Below are 18,487 nucleotides of genomic sequence, written 5' to 3'. Positions count from 1 at the left end.
CACATCGGCGTGATGCACCACGGGAATCACCGGCGGGAACCGGCGCCGAGCGCGCACCATCAACCGCCGCAACCAACCCGGTTACCGGCGGATCGGCGCTAACTTCTCAACGCTCAGAACCGCTTTCGGAAACCGACCTTAGCCGAATGCGATCACCCGGCCTACCGCGACCCACGTTCCGCCCGTCCCGGATCGCCCTTCCGGGCACACCGGCGCCGACCGGTTCGGCCACCTGGCGTAATTCCGCACCGTCCGCCGGCTCCGGACTCATGTTTCACCTCGGGTCGTGGTGGTACCCGGGCCGGTGTCGCCGAAAACCCCGGGGGTGATCACTGTGTCCTCGCTCCAGGCCGCGGAGCAGCGACGGATCATCGCTGACTGCTTCGCGCGCACAGGGCTCACCTTGGAACAGCTGTGGCTGAGGTACTTCGCGCTGGGCGGCGATGTCAGCGAAGTCGACTTGGCGGCCTACCTGCGGGGAGCGCTCCCCCTGCCCAGAATCCAGCGGGACATGGTGGCCCACGCGGTCAACGAACGGCTCGACGAACTCTCCGGTGCGCGACGGGCTCCGTACAGCCGCGATACCGGAGACGACAGCCGCCCTCGCGGACTCTTGGCCGCGTTGGTGGGACTCCTCGACGGAGCCCAGCGGGTTTCACCCGAACGGCTGCCCGCGATCGTCGCCGCCGCCGGCCGGGCGCTGGACCTGGAGCTGACGGTCTATCTCGCCGACTACGAGCAGCGGCAGCTCTTCCCCCTTCCCACCGAGTCCGCGCCCGACCGGACGCCGCTGCCCATCGAGGCCAGTACCGCCGGACGCGCCTATCGGCACGCCGGCACCGTGCTGACCGACGATCCGGGCGGGCCGCGGTTGTGGGCCACCCTGCTGGACGGCGACGAGCGGATGGGCGTGCTCGAGATCGAAGCCGTCGCGGACGCCGACCTTCACGACCCCACCCTGCGCACCCAGTGCCAGTGGCTCGCGTCGCTGTCCGGCCACCTCATCGCCGCCGCGATGCGCTACGGCGACGGCCTCGACACGACCCGGCGCCGGAGACGGCGCGGCCCCACCGCCGAGCTGCTCTGGCAGAACCTGCCCCCGCTGACGGCGGCGACGGCCGACTTCGTGGTGGCGGGCGGCGTCGAGCCCGCCTACGACGTTCGCGGAGTGACCTTCGACTACGCCCTGTCCGACACGACGGCGTGGCTGGCGATCTTCGACGCGGGCCGGGACACCGGGGCCGCGGGCCTCGCGGTCTCGGCGGCACTCGCGGCCTACCGATCCGCCCGCCGCGAGGGCCATGGCCTCCGCGGCCAGGAGAACGCTGTCGACAAAGCGCTTTCGACACCGTTCGGTGACGGCACCACGGTTCGCGGCACCCTGGCCGAGGTGGACCTCACACAGGGCGCCCTGCGTCATCTCGAAGCGGGCGGGGAACCACCGCTCGTGCTCGGCACCGGACCCGAACCGACCACAGTGGACAGTGCACGGTGCCCGCCGTTCGGCGACGGAGGCTCCCGGCGTATCGGGTCCTCGCGCCTCCAGGCCGGAGATCTCCTTGTGCTGCACACCGAAGGCCTCACGGGAGCGCGCGCCGCCGACGGTGCACGCTTCGCGCTCGCCGCCAGCCTGGACGCCAGCGCCGGGCAGGTACCGCCGGAAATCGTCCGCCGGGTGCTCGATGCGGCGAAGTCCCACTGCCGCAGCGGTTTCACAGGCGACGCCGGACTGCTGATCGCCCGCTGGCCGGGCACGCGGTGAAGCGGCTCAGCCGCGGAAATCGACGTCTTCGGTCTTGACCGTTCCTCCCTTCCGCCCCGGCGCGACCTGGTGCCGCCAGTACAGGTTCGTGTGCGCGATGACCTGCTCCGGCGTGGGCGCACCCCACGCCGATTTGTCGAAGGTCGTATGCGCGTCACCGACCAGCGTCACGTCGTACCCGCGGACCATCGCGCCGTGCAGTGTCGAACGGATGCAGGCATCGGTCTCCGCCCCGGCGACCACCAGCCGCCCGACACCGCGCTCGGCCAGCACCTTCTCCAGATCGGTGTCCTCGAACGAGTCTCCGTAGGACTTCTCGACGAGAGGCTCGGACTCGGCACGGTCCAGCTCGCCGACGATGCGCCACTCCTCGCTGCCTCGCACGAGTTCTTCGTCGGAATGCCGCACCCACACGACCGGCACGCCTTCCCTCCGCGCCCTGCCGACGAGAGCGCCGATGTTCGCGATCACGGAGTCACGCTCGTATGCCTCGTCGACGACGCCGTTCTGGACGTCGACGACCAGGAGCGCGGTGTTCGGCCGGTCGGCGAGAGTGGTCATCGCGGGATCCCTCCAGGTCAGGCTGCTGCGGCAGACCTTAACCCCGGCCACCGACAAGATCCGGCGATCAAGCTCCCGGAACGGCCAGCGCCTTCGCGTTGCGCCGGACGTCGGACCACGCCCCGTCCCGGCACAATCCGCAGGAAGCGCCGAAGAATTCGGCCCGGGCCCCCTCGTCACCGGAAAGCCAGAACCGGAACCACGCCGTGATCGCGCCGCGGAACCCGCCTCCGTCGCCGACGGGCGTGAAATGGGTCGCTCCGCCCAGTTCGCCGTAGATCGCGGGGACCTGGTCCGCGACGCGGTAGCGCGGGATGACCAGCAGCCCGGGAACGACGATGGTGTCGAACTGCCCGCCCAGGAAGAACGAAGGCCCCTTCAGCGCCGCAACCGAGCCCTGCGGTCCCGGTTCGATCGGGATCGTCGTGGTGACACGGGAGTCCGCGCCGGCGGCGATCGCCCCGCCACCGCCCTGGGAGTGGCCGGTGGCGCCGATGTGCGCCGTGTCGATCTTCCCTTGATACGGACTGCCGGGCCGGGAGTTCTCGGCGATCAAGGTCGTGGCCCCGGCCAGCATCTCCTGACCGGAACCCGCGTTCGGCGTGTCGGCCGCCGCGACCACGAAGCCGTGGGAGGCCAGATGCCGCAACAGGCCGTCGTAGATCTTCGGATTCGCGCCGGTGCCATTGCCCCACAAGATCACCGGGTGCTCCTCCAGCCGCGAAGGCCGGTACACGGTGTGGGCGCTGTCGAGCGCTTCGACGGTCACGGCGTAGGGCCCCGGCTCACTCCACCGGCTCGCGATACCGGCCTCGGCCGTCGCGGCGGGCGTGATACCCACGGTCGCGAGCACGACCATCCCGGCGATCAGTATCCGTGCGCGAAGTTTCCCCATCGTGGCCACCGTCCCGTTTCGTCCGGGCCCCGTTGCCCGGGACGCTCCTCCCAGCGTGTCGGCACGGTCACCGTACGTCCATGGGGCCGATCACAAGATCGGGCGAACGAGTCTTGTGATCGACCCCAACCGGGGTCAGCCGATGAGCTGCCAGAGGTAGCTGGGGCTCTTGACCGGTGCGACCGCGTTCTTCTTCCAGAGGTACTTGACCTTGCACGGCGGGACGATCCGGTACTTCTGCACGGTGAACGAGCGCGCTTCCTTGTACTGCTGCAGCCGCAACGTCTTCCCCGCGGGCACCGTCGCGGAATAGGACCAGGAATCGGACTTCGAGTAGCTCGCGCCGACACTCACCGCCAGCGAAACACTCGCCTTGGCGAAGATGACACCCGCCTCGGCGCTGGTCGTACCGGTGATGGACGCGTTGACCGAGGAGGTCGTGGTCTTGTTGTAGGTGATCGTCCCCGGCCCGCGCAGGTAGTCGCTGCGCAGGTTCGTCTTCATCCAGGCCTTGGCGCCGTTCGAGATCTTGTAGTCGGGCGGATCGTTGACCTCGGGGCAGGGCTGAATCGCGAGCGACTGTGGCCCGGCTCCGAGTGCCGCAGGCGCCACGCACAGCGCGCAACCGAGAAGGACTGAAGCGGCCACCGACCGGAAACGCATCGCGAACCTCCCGCTGTCGATCATGATCGAACGGTAATACGGCTCCCGTCGGCGGCGCGGAAATCCAACCTGTTCGAGTTACGGGTCGCAGGTGTCGTTGCGGCCGCGCTCCATCAGGCCCGCACTGTCCACTGTGGTTTCACCCGAACGCCGAAAGCCCGTCCAGCAGCCTGTCGACGTCCTCCGTACTGGTGTACGGAGCCATCCCGACGCGGAGCGCGGGGTCCTCCAGTTTCAAGGCCGCGAAGACTTCGTAGGCGTAGAAGGACCCCGCCGGTGCGACGACATTCCTTTCGGCGAGATGCTTTTGCGCCTCGCGCTCGCGGCCGCCGAGACTCATCAGGACGGTCGGGGTCCGGTCGGCGGCCTTGCCATGGACGGTGACGGCGTCGCCCAGCTCCTTCTCCAGTCTGGTGCGCAGCAGGTTTTCGTGCTCGTGCAACGAGTTCATCGAGTTCGCCAGCCGGTCCCGTCGAGATCCGGCCGATCCCGGGTCGAGTGCGGCGAGGAAGTCCACGGCCGCCGTCGCGCCCGCGAGCGTTTCGTAGGGCAGCGTCCCGAATTCGAACCGTTCCGGGACGGTGCCGGGCGACGGCACGAGCTTGTCCGGCTCGACGGTTTCCAGGAGGGCCGGCGACGCGCCGAGCACCCCGCAGTGCGGGCCGAGGAACTTGTACGGCGAGCAGACGAAGAAATCCGCTCCCAGCGCGGGAACGTCCACCAGATCGTGGGCGGCGTAGTGCACTCCGTCGACGAACAGCAGCGCCCCGGCGTCGTGGGCGAGATCGGCGATCCGGCGGATGGGCGGCTTCGTGCCGAGGACGTTCGAAGCGGCCGTGACCGCGACCAGCCTGGTCCTCTCGGTGAGGACCAGGGAATCGAGGTCGAGCTCGGTGGTCAGAGGATCGATGTCGAGCCAGCGGACGGTCATCCCGGTTCGCTCCGCGGCCTGGACCCACGGCCTGACGTTGGCGTCGTGATCGAGACGGCTGACGACGATCTCGTCCCCCTCACGCCAGCTTTTGGCCAGGTGCCGGGAAAAGTCGTACGTCAGCTGGGTGGCGCTGCGGCCGTGGACGACACCTTCGGCGGGCACGCCGAAGAAGTCGGCATAGGCGGATCGGAACGCCGCGACGGCGTTCTCCGCGTTGAGTTCGGACGGGCTGACCTTGCCCCGGTTCGACAGCGGCCCGGTGAGTGTCCGGGCGATGGCGTCGGCGACGGGCCGGGGTGTCTGGGTACCCGCTGGTCCGTCGAAGAAGGCGGTTCCGTCGGCGAGGGAAGGGAAGTGGAGCCGGAGGGCGGCGACGTCGATGGCCATGCCCCCGACTCTGACATTCGAAGAGGGACCGAGTAAACGCTTCGTGGCCGGAACTTTCTCCGGCCACGAAGCGCTCGGACTCAGTACAGCTTCAACCGGTACGCGCCGGATTGCGCGGTGCCGGCGAACAGATACCGGCCGTCCGCGCTGATCGCCAGGGAGAGCACCCTGGGATCGGGCAGCGCGCCGGGCACGGGCGACCAGGTGCGGCCGAAGTCCGTGCTGCGCAGCACGCCTCCCCCGGTCGCGTTGCTCGCGAACCACACCCGGAAATCGAACGGATCCGGCAGGATCCGGCTGATCTCACGGGGGTCCTCGCCGTCGTGAACCCGGCGGAACGTCCGGCCGCCGTCCTCGCTCAGGTGGATGCCCGCGCCGCCGATGAGCACGCGGCCGCCACCCCACCGGCTGACCGAGATCGAACTGACCGGTTGGCTCGTCACATGGGTCCAGGTCTTGCCGCCGTCGTCCGACCGGGACAGGCCGTCGAAGTCCCCGCCCCAGACCCGGTCCGGGTTCCACGGATCACCGGCGAACGCGATGAAGCCCTTGTCGGACGCGAGCTTTTCCCAGGTCTTCCCGGCGTCATCGCTCCGGTAGAGCACGTAGCCGCTGGGCGCGAAGGCCGAGACGAGCAGCCGGTCCGGGTCGGCCGGGTGAGTGAAGATGGCCCTGGGGAGCCCCTCCTTCGCCTTCGCCGCGAACTGCCAGGTCCGCCCGCCGTCACCGCTGCGGAGCACGTCGAGCGCGAACCCGTTCCGGGTCACCTGCCAGACGACGTCGGGCCGTCCCGGCGACACGGACAGGCGCGCGTCCTCGTGCAGCCGGTCGGTGGGATGCGACTGCCACACGCGGTCCGCCGCGGAGACCTTGCCGCGCGGGAGCGGGGTGTTGTAGATCTCCTGCACACCCGCCGCGACGACGCTCTCGCGCAGGAGGTTCCCGGTGGTCACGAGGTCGCGGATGGATTCGGCAGGCACGCCGATCTGCTGATACCCGCTCTTGCCGCCGTCCGCGTACACGCCGCGGTAGAACGAGGAGATGAGCGTGGTGGCGGGTTTGCCCGGCGAGGCAGGAAGGTCGATCATGTCGCTGATGCCCTCGCCCGGGGCGGGCACCGGTTTGCGCGTCCAGGTGCGGCCGAAGTCCGAGCTGACGTCTATGTCGTTATACGTCGCGATGTACAGCCGCCCGCCGACGAAGTGCGGTTCACGCAGGGGCTGCTCGCCGGGATCGCGCCGTAGCACCGTCCACGTCTTGCCCCCGTCGGTGGATCCGTGCAGCTCGGGGCCGACCGTGACCACGAACCGTTCGCCGTCCGAGGCGACCTGATTGATCTCGCCGTTGGTCCGGTAGACGAGTTCGGCCCGCGGCTCCTTGCCGCTGACCCCGCGGACCGCCCACAGCGCGTACTCCGGGTACACCGTCGTGAAGTAGGCGTCGTCGCCGACCATCGTGAGCCTGAGCCCGCCGGTGGGCGCGGCGATCCCCTCGCGGGGCCAGGTCCTCGGCACGTCGTTCCAGTGCTCGCCGCCGTCGATGCTGACGCTCAGCGTATCGAGGTTCTGCACCACGACGACCCGGCCCGCCGGGTCCGTGGCCATGCCGAACGCGCCGTCGGGGTACCACTCGCGCAGGGTCTCCCAGGTCTGGCCGCGGTCGGTGGTCCTCAGCAGCATCCCGTGCCACTCGCCGGGCATCCCGCCGGGCGAGTTGCCCACCGCGAGCATCCGGTCCGGGTTCACCGGATCGGCGAAGAATCCCTGGATGGCGGTGTCTTCCGGCAGACCCCGGCGCGCGGTCCAGGAGGCGCCACGATCGGTGGAGAGCCACAGGGCGGGCGGACTGGGCACCATCATCGCGAGCCCGGCGGGCGAAACCGCCAGCAGCCCGCCGACGCTGTTCGGGCCGACCGGGTCCCAGCCGCCGTGCGGCAGCCCGGTGGCGTTGACCTCGGCGGGCGGCAGCTGGGGTTCGGCGGTGGCCACCGACGTCGCCCCGGTGGTCCCGAGAGCCGTCAGCAGCCCGAGAACGAACATGCGTTTGGTGATCGATCTCAGTTTCATGCGGGAGATCTTGGCGCAAGTTCCCGAAAAGAGATAGAGGATTCGTCGGATCTTTGCTTGGCGATAACCCCTTGCCTGCTCGGCGATCCCTTGTCAAGGCTTGACAACGGACAAACTCATCCGATCACTAGCGGACGATGATCGCGATCAGCGCGGCGACGAGCAAGGCGAGGTACGCGATCGCGTGCGCGCGATCCGGGATCCGGCCGACCACGCGGCGCGTCACGGCGATGGTCGGCAGCGATCCGCACAGCAGCGCTCCCGCGGCCACCAGATCGATGTAGCCGAGGTGGGCGGGGGCCGGAGCCGTGCCCGTCGCCGCGAAGGCGTAGACCGCCGTGCCGATCACCGCCACCGGCAGGCTCAGCGGGTTCGCCAGCGCGGTCGCGTCGGCCATGGGCAGGCCCTTGCGCCGCATGAGCGGGACGGTGAGGACACTGCCCCCGACCCCGAGGAAGCTCGCCACGGCACCGATCCCGGTCCCGCCCGCCGTGGTGGTGATCCCGCCGAGCGCACGCGGCAGGCTGTCGTCCCGCCTGCTCACGAAGCCCTTCCGGAGCACGCTGTCGGCGATCGTCAGCGCGAGGTAAGCGACGAAGAGCCAGCGCAGGACACTCTCGTCGGCCACGGTGGCCGCGAAGGAGCCGAGCACGGCACCCAGGCCGATGAACGCGACGAGCGGCCAAAGGTAGTCGCGGCGAAGCCGTCCCGCCCGCAGTTGCGCGAGGGTCGCGCTCCCGGCGTTGACCACCATCACCGCGGTCGACGTGGCCACCGCCACGTGCATCGCGCCCAGCGCGTGCTCCGGCTGCGCGAGCGCGAAGGCGTAGACGACGGGCACGGTGATGAAGCCGCCGCCGAATCCGAAAAGGACGGTGGTGACCCCGCTCAGGCAACCGAACCCGAGGAGCACCGAGATCTCGATCAGCACCCCGTCGACGGTAGGCGTCCACGGCGCGGCGGGCATTCGAAAGAGCGCCAGTTTCTTTCGTGGAACGGACACCCGGCGTAGGCTCGGTGAGATGCGCGGCATCCCCATCGACGAGGTCGACCACCTCGACCGCGCGGTGGTGGCGATCCGCACCGATTACCCACCGGGGCACCGGATCCGCCCGCATCGGCACCGGCGGGCCCAGTTCCTCTACAGCGCGACGGGATCGATGCGGGTCGAAACGGCCGACGGCACATGGACCATCCCGACGCGGCGGGCGGTGCTCGTGCCGCCGGAGACGGTCCATCAGGTCTTCACCACGACCGTGAGCACCCGGAGCCTGTACATCGAGCCGAAGGCGGTGCCGTGGTTCCCGCGCCGCTGCCAGGTCGTCGAAGTTTCCGCGCTGCTCCGGGAACTTCTGAACGAGGCCGTCGTCGTGCCGGAGCTGTACACCCCGCGTGGACGGGACGCCGCGATCATCGGCCTGACCCTGCACGAGATCCGCCGCTCCGCCCCGGTCCGGCTCGATCTCCCGCTGCCGAGGCACGACCGGCTGCGCACCCTCTGTGAGTCCTTTTTGGACGATCCGGACATCCATGATCCGGTCGCCGGCTGGGCCGACCGGCTGCACGTGAGCGAGCGGACGCTGAACCGGCTCTTCACCGCCGAAACCGGACTGAGTTTCGCCCGCTGGCGGCAGCGAGCCTGCGTCCTGCATTCCTTGTCGCTGCTGTCGGACGGCCTTCCCATCGCCGGGATCGCCGCCTCGCTCGGCTACGAGAGTCCCGCCGCGTTCTCCACGATGTTCACCCGGCTTCTCGGCACCTCGCCGAAGGACTATCGCGCCGCTGTCTCGCGGTGAGACACGACACCCCTCCGACCCCGGCGGACAAGGGAGTTCAGCCGGTCACGATCGACGGAGGAATCCGGTTTTCCTGAGCGTCCGCGCGGGCTCAGCCCCGCTGCGCCCGCGCCGCCCCGAAGCAGTACACGCCGAAGGCCGCGACCCCGGCGGCCACCACGAGGAGCAGCACCGTGCCGAACGGCTGGGCGGCCAAGGTCCGCAGAGCGGCGTCGAGCCCGCCGGAGCGGGCCGCGTCGTGCGTCAGCGCCGCGAAACCGACGAGTACCGCGACCACTCCGAACACGACACCCCTTGCCACGTAACCGATCCTGCCGAGCCGCTCCACCCACCGCCGAGTACCCGACGGGAGCCGCGAGAGGTCGAGATCCTGCTCGAAGGTCCGGCGTACGCCCTTCACCACCGAGCCCACCGCGACGCCGAACACGACGACGGCCACCACGGTCACCAGGAACGGCCCGGCCGGCAACCCGAGCAGGCGCGCGGTGAACTCCTGCTGCTTCTGGTCGCCGCTGCCCTGCTGCCCCGCGCCCGCGGCGACCCTGGCCGCGTAGACGCCCAGGGAAATCCCCACCACGCACCGCACTCCGGACGTCACCCGCTTGACGGTCCGGGTCCTGCGCTTGTCGATCCAGGTGTAGCCGACCGCGGCCAGCAACGCCTGCCACAGGCCGTAGGCGACCAGTCCGGCCGCCAGCACCCACAACAGCACACCGCCCACCGCGGTCGAGCCGACCTCGGTGATCGCGCCGCGGCCGTCGGCCTCCTGGCCGCCACTGCCGACGGCGACGCGCACCGCCAGGTACCCGATGAGCAGATACACCAGGCCGTAGCACCCCATCCCGATCCGTCCGAGCACCTGGACGGCCGTGTTGTGCCGCACCTGTCTCGCCTTGGTCGCGGACATCCGGTCCACCTCCTCCTGAGTCACCATCGAGTGTCACGGCCGACGGCCATGACCGCCGCGTGACTGCTCCGTCCGGCCCAGCGGGCGAGGGAGGTGGTGCCGCTTAAGCCGGAAGCCAGTCGCCGGTGTCGCGATGCCGGCCGAGCCCGACGGCCCCTGACCACGCCGAGCCGTCGAAGCTCCCGGGAATCGGACCGACGCCGGCCGGGGCGGCGTCGCCTTCGGCCAGGTGCAGCGGGCCGAGGACCGTCTCGTCGCCGTTTCACACCTGCTCGAAAGCCGTACCTTCGACGGCGGGTCCAGGAACTCGTCTACCGGCCCACCCGGCGCGAATCGCACCGACCATCCACAAAGGACGGTCGCGTCGACCCGCTCAGACGGTGCCCGACGCGACCGCCGGACGGCGGTGAGCACCGAGCCAGGGCGCCAGGAGGGCTTCGAGGTCGGCGTCCGACAACGCGTACGGCCCGCCGTGGAACTCGTGCCACCGCGAAGCGTCCCGCGCCGCCATGTACTCCACCTCGAACGCCCGCATCAGGACGTACATGAAGGTCACCGAGCTGAACCGGTCGCCGAGCAACGTCCTGGCCTCGCGCGCGACACCGGTCGCGCCGTGGCCGATCACGTCCGCGAGCTTCAGCTCCTCCGCAGCCGGGTCCAGCAGGCTGGGGGCATACATCACGACAAAATCTCCATCACTGAAAGGGAAGAACTCAGTTCTCGGCGGCGAGCTGACCGCAGGCCGCCGCGATCTCCTGACCACGCGTGTCACGGACCGTGCACGCCACTCCGCCCGCGTTCACCAGCCGGACGAACTCCCGCTCCACCGGCTTCGGCGAGGCGTCCCATTTGCTGCCCGGCGTCGGGTTCAGCGGGATCACGTTCACGTGCACCAGCTGGCCGAGGTGCTGCCGAAGCCGCTTCGCCAGCAGCTCGGCACGCCAAGGCTGATCGTTGACGTCCCGGATCAGCGCGTACTCGATCGACACCCGGCGGCCGGAGGTGTCCGCGTAGTACCGGGCCGCGGACAGGACCTCGTCCACCGACCAGCGCTCGTTCACCGGCACCAGCGTGTCCCGCAGCTCGTCGTCCGGCGTGTGCAGCGAAACCGCGAGCCGCACCTGCATCTTCTCGTCCGCCAGCTTGCGGATCGCCGGCGCGAGACCCACCGTCGACACCGTCACCGAACGCTGGCCGATGCCGAGCCCGTCCGGCGCGGGATCCGTGATCCGCCGGACCGCCGCCACGACTCGTTTGTAGTTCGCCAACGGCTCGCCCATGCCCATGAAGACGATGTTCGACAGACGGCCGGGGCCACCGGGCATCGATCCGTCGCGCATCACCGCGGCCGCGGCGCGGACCTGGTCGACGATCTCCGCGGTCGACAGGTTCCGGTCGAGACCGCCCTGACCGGTCGCGCAGAACGGGCACGCCATGCCGCAGCCTGCCTGGCTGGAGATGCACAGCGTCGCGCGGTCCGGGTAGCGCATCAGCACGCTCTCCAGCAGCGTCCCGTCGTGCGCGCGCCACAACGTCTTGCGCGTGGTGCCGTCGTCGCACGCGAGCGCCTTGATCTCGGTGAGCAGCGTCGGCATCAGATCGCCGACGAGCTTCTCCCGCGACGCCGCCGGGATGTCGGTCATCTCCTCCGGGTTCACCGTGAGCCGCGAGAAGTAGTGGTTCGAAAGCTGCTTCGCGCGGAACGGCTTCTCCCCCAGCTCGGCGACGGCAGCGGCCCGCTCGGCGGCGGAAAGGTCGGCGAGGTGGCGCGGCGGGAGGCCGCGCTTGGGCGCGTCGAAGACGAGAGGGAGGGCAGTCATAGCTCACTCAGTGTCCCATGTCCACCTTTGCCGCGCCTGGGCCGCCCCGGATCGCTGTTTCCCAGGTCACGTGAACCGCACCCGGGCCGACCGTGCGGATCGCACATCAGGAGACGTCGGGAGGTCACGGCCGGCCCGAGACTTGGTCATGTCACGCCACGGAGCGTGACGACCCCGAGTGAATTACCGGAGGAACCATGATCTCGACCTACGAGCGTCCCGCCGCCGTCGTCGTCCACAACCGGGCCGTGGTCCACAACCGCGCGGTCGTCCACAACCGGGCCGTCGTGCACAACCGCGCGGTCGTCCACAACCGTTCCGCCGCCAAGTAACCGGCCGACAAAGCCGCCCGCGCCGCCGCGGTCCCGCGCACCGGGATCGCGGCGGCGAGGCGGGAGTCCTGGAGACGATGGGGTTGCCATGGGGTCCGAAGAGGTCAGACCGCGGCTCGACGGAATCGAGATCACCGATCTCGAACCGGAGCTCTGCTTTCTCGTCACGCCCAACGGCGGGCAGTTCTACATCGCCGCGCCCACCCGGGAGTTCCGCGCTTGGGCGAGCCGCTGCGACGGCACCCGGACTCGCGCCGAACTCCTGGCCGGCATGCCTCCGGACTACGAGGAAATGATGGAGATCCTCGAAGCGGACGGCTGCCTCCGCCCCGGCCCGGACGCCGGGACGGAAGACATCGCCTCGACCTCGATCCTCCTCACCGGCTCGCCCGTGCTCATCGAGCCCTTGGCGGAAATCCTCGGCGGCAGCGGATATGCGAGCGTCGAGACGGTTCCCTACTTCCACGATCTGTCCGAACGGGACATCGGGAACACGGTCGTGGTCGCGGCCTTCGATCATCCCGCCTACACCGAATCGATCGCCTTGGACGCGTTGTGCGCCGGCAGCGGAGTGCGCTGGCTGCCGTTGCGCCGGGAACGCGGCCGCGTGATCGCCGGACCGGCCATCGCCCCCGGCGGCATCGATTTCGCCGACGTCGTCGCGCGGCGCCGCTCCGCCGCACAGGACCCGCGTGTCGTCGAGGCGTTCCTTTCGGCCTCCTCGGACTCCACCCCGCTTCGGCCCGGCGACGCACGCTGGGCCCTGACCACCTTCGCCGTCCATCTCGAACGCTGGCTCTCCGGCGGGCGATCCGGTATGACCACCGGCGAGATCGAACTGAATCCGGCCGACCTCACCGAGATCCGCCGCCCGATCCTCCCCGTACCCGACCGGGCCCGCCCCGTTCCCGACGCGACCGACCCCGAACTGCTGGTGGACGACCAGACCGGGATCGTGACCGGTGTCGGCGAGATCCCGCCCGCCCCGGGAATGCCCGCCCGGCTGCGGGTCTGCGCGGTCGATGTCGCGGACATGCGCCGCGTGACGAACTGGCCCAACGACCGTCAGGCGTTCGGCACGTCGTGGCACGACTTCGACCTCGCGCGCCAATCGGCCATCGGCGAAGCGGTGGAGCGCTACTGCGGAAGCTGGCTCGCTCCGGAGCGCGAAGTGTGCTTCGGCAGCTACAAGCAATTCGACCGCTACGGAGTCCCTGCACTCGATCCGCAGCGGCTGAATCTCTACTCGGCCACGCAGTACCGGTCCCGGGGTTTCCCGTTCGCACCACTGACCCAGGACACGGAATGCTCGTGGGTGGAAGGCTTCTCCCACACCACCGGCGAACCCGTCTGGGTTCCGGCGTTCCTGTTCTCGAACGAACGCCGACCGGGGGAAGCGTCTTTCGCCGATCCGCTGATCGCCGGCCTCGCCAGCGGGACCACCGAAGAACACGCCGTCACCTCCGGCCTCGAAGAGGTCCTCGAGCGCGACACGACCATGCTCTGGTGGGCGAACACGCCACGCCTCGGCAGGCTCACGATCCCGGACGAGATCCGGTCGCTCATCGCCGACGCCACCGACGACTACGACGTCACGCTCATCCATTTGGACAACGAGTTCGACGTCCCGGTGGTCGCCGCGGTGGTACTCGACCGCGTGAAACGCTGGCTGTCGATCGGCTTCGCGACCCGGCCGGACGCGTTGGAGGCCGCGAAGAAGGCTCTCGCCGAAGGGTTCACGCTCCAGCACACCTGCCGTGCCCTCGACGACGAGCGCGAGCTGTCCGGCATGCGCCGGGACCTGCCGCATCTGGGCAACCTCAAACCGCACCGGGCCGACCGGCGCTACCTGGACTCGTACCGCGAAGACTTCGCCGACGTCGTGGATCTCCTTTGCCAGCAACAGATCTACCTCGATCCGCGCGCCGTGAAGCGAGTGGCTCCCTGGGTCATGGACCTGCCGGCCCGCGGCTGGGACGACCTTCCCGCCCTCGGGGAACGGCGGCTCAAGGCCTACCAAGCCCGGGTCGAAGCCCGGGGGTTCGAGGTGATCAGCGTCGACCTGACGACCTGCGACGTCGCGGCCGCCGGATTCCGCGCCGCGCATACGCTGGTCCCGGGGCTCGTCTCGAACTTCCCCGCCGGATCACCGTTGTGGGGCAACGGAAGGATCGCCGGCGCGGCGGTGACCCTCGGCTGGCGGGACGAACCGCTCGCCGAGCACGAACTCAACGTCTTCCCGCTCCCCCACGCGTGATGGCCGCCGCCGATCTGCTCGGCCTGCCGAGCACTCGCGGCCGGTTCCCGCTCATCGCGGCGCAAAGCGTCGACGCGCTGGGGACCGGTTTGTTCCTGCCCTTCGCCGTCGTGTACTTCCACGCGGCGAAGGGGCTGTCGCTCACGGCCGTCGGAGCGGCCCTGTCGATCGCGGCGATGCTGGCCCTGCCGTCGGGACCGCTCGCGGGACGGCTGATCGACCGGTTCGGGCCGGGGCGGATGGTGATCACCGCCAACCTGATCCGCGCGGTGACCTTCACCGGCTACGTCTTCGCCGGCGAGGCATGGCACCTGGTCGTCCTGGCGGCGGTGACGTTCTGGGGCGAGGGCCTGTTCTGGCCGTCGACCGGCGCGCTGGTGGCACAGGTGGCCGACGACGGTCAGCGCGCCCGCTGGTACGCGATGGAACGCGCGCTGCGCAACGTCGGCATCGGGCTCGGCGGGCTCCTCGGCGCCGCGATGGTCGCCTGGGGCGGCACCGGCGGCTACACGGTGATCGTCCTGGTCAACGCGGCGAGTTTCGTCGTCGCCGCGGTTCTGGTCGCGTCGTGGCGGGCTCCGGCGAGCACCCCGCCCGAGACCGGATCCGAGGCGGTTCCCGCGGGTGGCTACCGGAAGGTGCTCGCCGACCGGATCTTTCGCGGCGTACTCGTGAGCGTCTTCGTCTTCGCGTTGTGCGACCTGGCGTTGACCGTCTTGCTGAGCGCGTACGTCCTCGACGGCTTGAAACTGCCGGCTTGGCAGCCGGGAGTCCTGTTCGCGATCAACACGGTGCTGGTCGTGCTGGCGCAGACCGTGGTGTCGCGCCGGGTCGAGCGGCGCCGCATGCCTCGCACGCTCCAGATTTCGGCCGCGGTGTGGGCGGTGTCGTTCGTCCTGTTCGCGCTGGTGCCCACCGGGCACCCCACGACGGCGTTCCTCGTGCTCACGCTCGCGGTGACCGTCTTCACCGGTGCCGAACTGCTCCAGGCGCCGACCAGCAGCGCGCTGACCGTCGCGATCGCCCCGGCACGCTTGCGCGGCCGCTATCTCGGCCTCGAAGAACTCGTGTGGAGCGCGGCGCGGGTGATCGCCCCGGCGACGTTCACCTGGCTGCTGTCCCACGGCGCGGCTTTGCCGTGGCTGGTGCTGATCGGCTGTTGTGGCGTGGCGATCGTGGTGCTGGGCAGACTGAATCGTGCGCTCTGAACTGGACGACGTCTATCGCCGCGTCTACCGCGAACCGCCGTACCTCGAAGGCGAGGACGACGTCGCCCGGTTCGGCGTGCTGTTCGCCGAGCACGCCACGCTCCCCGGGTTCGCCATGACGACAGTGCGCGAAGGCGGCGCACTCGGCGGCTTCGCCTACGGGGTACGCCAAGAAGCCGGCTGGTGGCCCGAACGTGCGACGCCTCCGCCGTCCTGGCTCGACGGCGAAGAGGTGTTCTACGTGTACGAGCTGGCGCTCCTCCCCGAGCTCCGTGGTCGCGGGCTTGGCCGCGCTCTGCTCGATGACCTGCTGAAAGAGCGGCCTGAGCGGTTCGCCGTCCTGGCGTCCCGCGTCGAGGCGCCCGCTCGGCGGCTGTACCGCCGTTGGGGCTGGCGGAAGGTCGGCGAGTTCGACTCCGGCGGCATCGACCTCCTCGCGCTCGACCTCTCCTGAGACCCAGATCACCGAAGAGAGGTTGCCGTACGACTGTTTCCGATATATCGTGAACGTGTCGAGACAGTACGTAGAAAGGATTCACCTCATGCGACGACGACCCTTCCCTCCAGAACACGGCCGACCGGCCTTCGGACCTTGGGCCCGCGGCGGCTTCGGCGACTTCCCGCCGGGCCCGGGCGGACCGGGCCATCGGCACCGGCACGGCCGCCGCGGTGGCCCCGGACGGCGCGGCAAACGCGGTGACGTCCGCGCCGCGATCCTGGCGCTGCTTTCCGAGCAGCCGAGGCACGGTTACGAGATCATCCGCGAGATCGGCGAACGCAGCGGCGGGTTCTGGAAGCCGAGCCCCGGCTCGGTCTACCCGACCCTGCAGTTGCTGGCCGACGAAGGCCTGGTGATCAGCAAGGACGAGAACGGCAAGAAGCTGTTCGAGCTCACCGAATCCGGCCGCGCCGCGGCCGAGCAGCAGGACGCCGTCCCGCCGTGGGAGCAGATCGCCCACGACGTCGACCCGGTCGAGGTCAACCTGCGCAAGGCGGGCGCGACCCTGGCCGCGGCGGTCGCCCAGGTGATGCACGCCGGCACCGAAAGCCAGCAGGCCCGCACCGTCGACGTGCTCAACGAGGCACGCCGGACGATCTACGGCATCCTCGGCGAGGCGGAGGACGCCGCTCCGGACGAGGACGCGGAGTGACCTGGCACGACGAGGCCGGTGGGCTTGGCGCGCGTATGCACGCGATAGCCCACCGGCAGCGTCATCCGCTTCTCCCCGGAAGCTGACGAAACCTCGTTCAGGCGCCGGACCTCCGCGATCGCCTTCGCCGCGACCGGAGCGCTGAACTCGATCTTCAGCACCGCTTCCATCGCGGCGGCGTCCTCGAACAGCCACCGCGTCATCACCTTGCGGCAGTCGAATCCCTGACGGGTGAAGAACTTCTCCACGCCGGGCGGGTCGTAGTGCGGCAGATCCAGCCGCATCCAGCGTCCGTAGGGCTCACTCGCCACATCGAGATCCACGACCATCATCAGCCCACCCGGCCGCAGCACCCGCTCCGCTTCACGAAGACCGGGTTCACAACCGGGGCCGAAGAAGTACGCGGTGCGTGCGTGGACGACGTCGAAAGCCGCGTCCGGCAAGGGAAGCCGCTGCGCACGCCCGTGCCGTACCTCGACGTTTTCCAGTCGCCCCACCCGTTTCCGCGCGTCACGGACGAGCGGCTCATGGGGCTCGATCCCGACCACCGACCGCGCCGTCGCGGCGAACCGCGGCAGATGGAAACCGTCACCACAGCCGATGTCGAGGACGTCCGCACCGGACCAATCACGATATCCGGCGAGCACGCGCCAGATCTCGTCGTCGACGTCCTGTGCGCGGTTCTCGACCTCGTAGGCCTTTTGGTAGTACCAGATGTTCGGGCTCGGCAACACCTCCTCACCGCCGCGGCGGAGGGAGGAGAGGGCTCGGGGAAACCAGCGCACGGAAGCTCCAACGAAGGGACACCGGGCGGGGTTCCGGGGTCATCCGGTCGAAATCTCTCACGGAAACAATGCGGTCAGCGACTAGACTTTACTCCCACCGGTAAGGGAGAACCGCATGTCGCTCGGCTCGGCCGCCCACACTTCCGTCATACCTTCGGGAATTCCGTGCTGGATCGAGCTCGCGTGCAGAGACGAAACGGCCGCACAAACCTTCTACAGCGGGCTTTTCGACTGGGAGTACGTCGTCCGGCGTGATCCGGCGACGCCGACCGGCCGCTACTCGATCGCGACGCTGAACGGCGTCCCGGCCGGTGGTCTGTACCGCGCGGGCTCGGGCGGGCCGTCCGGCTGGAGCGTCCACATCTCGGTGCCCCAGGCGGCGGCCGCCGCCGAATGGGTGGACAGTCTCGGTGGCCGGGTCACGCTCGGGCCGGTGGCGATCCCCCATCGCGGCAACATCGTCCACGCCGTCGACGCGTGCGGCGCACACGTCGTCTTCTGGGAGCCGCCCGCCACCTGGGAGTTCGCGACGGGAGTGCCGAACACCTTCAGTGGCGCGGATCTCAACACCCACGACGGAGCGGCGGCGGATCACTTCTACTGCCGCCTCTTCGACTACACCAGCCACCAGATCGGCGACGGTGCCACCCTCGACTACGCCGAATGGCTCATCGAGCACGAACCCGTGCTGTACCGGTACGTGATGGGTTCGGAGTATCGGCCGGACACTCCCCCGCATTGGATGGTCTACATCGAACTCGATCCGGCCCGCGGCGCCGACGCCGCGGCGGGACAGGCCTTGATGCTCGGCGGCGCCGTCGTGGTCCAGCCCTACGACACCCCGTACGGCCGGATGGCGATCCTGGCCGACCCGGACGGTTCGGTGTTCGCCGTGATCGACCACTCCCGGGCCGTCGAGGGCTGGGGCACCGCCGAAGTCGACGATCCCTACGACGACTGAGC

At 69.7% G+C, this 18,487-nt stretch carries 18 protein-coding genes; 8 read left to right on the top strand and 10 right to left on the bottom strand.

Going from position 1 to position 18,487, the window contains the following annotated elements:
• Positions 1–325: 325 nt before the first annotated feature.
• Positions 326–1,762, top strand: a complete 1,437-nt coding sequence (locus CVV72_RS39985; protein ID WP_219154419.1) for a PP2C family protein-serine/threonine phosphatase — start codon at positions 326–328, stop codon at positions 1,760–1,762.
• A 6-nt stretch (positions 1,763–1,768) separates the two neighbouring features.
• On the opposite strand, the gene CVV72_RS39980 is transcribed toward CVV72_RS39985, so the two are convergent.
• From CVV72_RS39980 to CVV72_RS39955, 6 genes are all read right to left on the bottom strand, one after another.
• Positions 1,769–2,323 (bottom strand): cysteine hydrolase family protein, encoded by a 555-nt coding sequence (locus CVV72_RS39980; RefSeq protein WP_219149878.1) that lies wholly within the window; start codon positions 2,321–2,323, stop codon positions 1,769–1,771.
• 67 nt (positions 2,324–2,390) lie between these two features.
• On the bottom strand, positions 2,391–3,218 hold the full coding sequence (locus tag CVV72_RS39975; protein WP_219149876.1) for an acetylxylan esterase: 828 nt from the start codon (positions 3,216–3,218) through the stop codon (positions 2,391–2,393).
• Positions 3,219–3,353: 135 nt separating this feature from the next.
• The gene (locus CVV72_RS39970; protein ID WP_219149874.1) at positions 3,354–3,905 is read right to left on the bottom strand and encodes a hypothetical protein; all 552 of its coding nucleotides are present in this window, start codon (positions 3,903–3,905) and stop codon (positions 3,354–3,356) included.
• A gap of 115 nt (positions 3,906–4,020) precedes the next feature.
• Positions 4,021–5,202 (bottom strand): cysteine desulfurase-like protein, encoded by a 1,182-nt coding sequence (locus CVV72_RS39965; RefSeq protein WP_219149872.1) that lies wholly within the window; start codon positions 5,200–5,202, stop codon positions 4,021–4,023.
• Between the two features lie 80 nt (positions 5,203–5,282).
• Positions 5,283–7,268, bottom strand: coding sequence for a peptidase S8/S53 subtilisin kexin sedolisin (locus CVV72_RS39960; RefSeq protein ID WP_219149870.1), 1,986 nt, complete (start codon positions 7,266–7,268; stop codon positions 5,283–5,285).
• 127 nt (positions 7,269–7,395) lie between these two features.
• A complete protein-coding gene (locus CVV72_RS39955) occupies positions 7,396–8,199 on the bottom strand; it encodes a sulfite exporter TauE/SafE family protein (protein WP_219154418.1) in 804 nt (267 codons plus the stop codon).
• Positions 8,200–8,290: 91 nt separating this feature from the next.
• Here CVV72_RS39955 and CVV72_RS39950 point away from each other — a divergent pair, with 91 nt between their 5' ends.
• A complete protein-coding gene (locus CVV72_RS39950) occupies positions 8,291–9,064 on the top strand; it encodes a helix-turn-helix domain-containing protein (RefSeq protein WP_219149868.1) in 774 nt (257 codons plus the stop codon).
• 91 nt (positions 9,065–9,155) lie between these two features.
• Here the strand turns inward: CVV72_RS39950 and CVV72_RS39945 are convergent, their stop codons facing one another.
• The 3 genes from CVV72_RS39945 to rlmN form a co-directional block, all read right to left on the bottom strand.
• A complete protein-coding gene (locus tag CVV72_RS39945; protein ID WP_219149866.1) occupies positions 9,156–9,971 on the bottom strand; it encodes a DUF1206 domain-containing protein in 816 nt (271 codons plus the stop codon).
• Between the two features lie 373 nt (positions 9,972–10,344).
• Complete coding sequence (locus CVV72_RS39940; protein WP_219149864.1) at positions 10,345–10,650, bottom strand: hypothetical protein; 306 nt, start codon at positions 10,648–10,650, stop codon at positions 10,345–10,347.
• A gap of 34 nt (positions 10,651–10,684) precedes the next feature.
• Positions 10,685–11,791 (bottom strand): 23S rRNA (adenine(2503)-C(2))-methyltransferase RlmN, encoded by a 1,107-nt coding sequence (gene rlmN, locus CVV72_RS39935; protein WP_034310951.1) that lies wholly within the window; start codon positions 11,789–11,791, stop codon positions 10,685–10,687.
• Between the two features lie 197 nt (positions 11,792–11,988).
• Here rlmN and CVV72_RS41840 point away from each other — a divergent pair, with 197 nt between their 5' ends.
• From CVV72_RS41840 to CVV72_RS39915, 5 genes are all read left to right on the top strand, one after another.
• Positions 11,989–12,123 carry a hypothetical protein gene (locus CVV72_RS41840; protein ID WP_255632411.1) on the top strand — a complete coding sequence of 45 codons (135 nt, stop codon included), beginning with the start codon at positions 11,989–11,991 and terminating at the stop codon, positions 12,121–12,123.
• Positions 12,124–12,211: 88 nt separating this feature from the next.
• Entirely contained in the window at positions 12,212–14,380 is a 2,169-nt protein-coding gene (locus CVV72_RS39930; protein ID WP_219149862.1) for a YcaO-like family protein, read from the top strand.
• Positions 14,380–15,588 (top strand): MFS transporter, encoded by a 1,209-nt coding sequence (locus tag CVV72_RS39925; protein WP_219149860.1) that lies wholly within the window; start codon positions 14,380–14,382, stop codon positions 15,586–15,588. The genes CVV72_RS39930 and CVV72_RS39925 overlap by 1 nt, the downstream gene beginning before the upstream one ends.
• Entirely contained in the window at positions 15,578–16,042 is a 465-nt protein-coding gene (locus CVV72_RS39920) for an N-acetyltransferase (RefSeq protein ID WP_255632410.1), read from the top strand. Before CVV72_RS39925 ends, CVV72_RS39920 begins: the two co-directional genes overlap by 11 nt.
• 88 nt (positions 16,043–16,130) lie before the next feature.
• The gene (locus CVV72_RS39915) at positions 16,131–16,739 is read left to right on the top strand and encodes a PadR family transcriptional regulator (RefSeq protein WP_219149858.1); all 609 of its coding nucleotides are present in this window, start codon (positions 16,131–16,133) and stop codon (positions 16,737–16,739) included.
• Here CVV72_RS39915 and CVV72_RS39910 read toward each other — a convergent pair.
• Entirely contained in the window at positions 16,685–17,524 is an 840-nt protein-coding gene (locus tag CVV72_RS39910; RefSeq protein ID WP_219149856.1) for a class I SAM-dependent methyltransferase, read from the bottom strand. The two genes, CVV72_RS39915 and CVV72_RS39910, sit on opposite strands and share 55 nt — an antisense overlap.
• A gap of 115 nt (positions 17,525–17,639) precedes the next feature.
• Here CVV72_RS39910 and CVV72_RS39905 point away from each other — a divergent pair, with 115 nt between their 5' ends.
• Positions 17,640–18,485, top strand: coding sequence for a VOC family protein (locus tag CVV72_RS39905; protein WP_219149854.1), 846 nt, complete (start codon positions 17,640–17,642; stop codon positions 18,483–18,485).
• Positions 18,486–18,487: the final 2 nt, after the last annotated feature.

Source organism: Amycolatopsis sp. TNS106 (assembly GCF_019330265.1).
Lineage (GTDB): Bacteria > Actinomycetota > Actinomycetes > Mycobacteriales > Pseudonocardiaceae > Amycolatopsis > Amycolatopsis lurida.
Note: the sequence above shows the minus strand (reverse complement) of the source record. Positions and strands in the feature narration are given on the sequence as shown.

What these genes read in the sequence shown, in the direction of transcription:
- CVV72_RS39980 (WP_219149878.1), bottom strand. Translation starts at nt 2,323, where the DNA reads ATGACCACTCTCGCCGACCGGCCGAACACCGCGCTCCTGGTCGTCGAC.
- CVV72_RS39975 (WP_219149876.1), bottom strand. Translation starts at nt 3,218, where the DNA reads ATGGGGAAACTTCGCGCACGGATACTGATCGCCGGGATGGTCGTGCTC.
- CVV72_RS39970 (WP_219149874.1), bottom strand. Translation starts at nt 3,905, where the DNA reads ATGATCGACAGCGGGAGGTTCGCGATGCGTTTCCGGTCGGTGGCCGCT.
- CVV72_RS39965 (WP_219149872.1), bottom strand. Translation starts at nt 5,202, where the DNA reads ATGGCCATCGACGTCGCCGCCCTCCGGCTCCACTTCCCTTCCCTCGCC.
- CVV72_RS39960 (WP_219149870.1), bottom strand. Translation starts at nt 7,268, where the DNA reads ATGAAACTGAGATCGATCACCAAACGCATGTTCGTTCTCGGGCTGCTG.
- CVV72_RS39950 (WP_219149868.1), top strand. Translation starts at nt 8,291, where the DNA reads ATGCGCGGCATCCCCATCGACGAGGTCGACCACCTCGACCGCGCGGTG.
- CVV72_RS39945 (WP_219149866.1), bottom strand. Translation starts at nt 9,971, where the DNA reads ATGTCCGCGACCAAGGCGAGACAGGTGCGGCACAACACGGCCGTCCAG.
- CVV72_RS39940 (WP_219149864.1), bottom strand. Translation starts at nt 10,650, where the DNA reads ATGTATGCCCCCAGCCTGCTGGACCCGGCTGCGGAGGAGCTGAAGCTC.
- rlmN (WP_034310951.1), bottom strand. Translation starts at nt 11,791, where the DNA reads ATGACTGCCCTCCCTCTCGTCTTCGACGCGCCCAAGCGCGGCCTCCCG.
- CVV72_RS41840 (WP_255632411.1), top strand. Translation starts at nt 11,989, where the DNA reads ATGATCTCGACCTACGAGCGTCCCGCCGCCGTCGTCGTCCACAACCGG.
- CVV72_RS39930 (WP_219149862.1), top strand. Translation starts at nt 12,212, where the DNA reads ATGGGGTCCGAAGAGGTCAGACCGCGGCTCGACGGAATCGAGATCACC.
- CVV72_RS39925 (WP_219149860.1), top strand. Translation starts at nt 14,380, where the DNA reads ATGGCCGCCGCCGATCTGCTCGGCCTGCCGAGCACTCGCGGCCGGTTC.
- CVV72_RS39915 (WP_219149858.1), top strand. Translation starts at nt 16,131, where the DNA reads ATGCGACGACGACCCTTCCCTCCAGAACACGGCCGACCGGCCTTCGGA.
- CVV72_RS39905 (WP_219149854.1), top strand. Translation starts at nt 17,640, where the DNA reads ATGTCGCTCGGCTCGGCCGCCCACACTTCCGTCATACCTTCGGGAATT.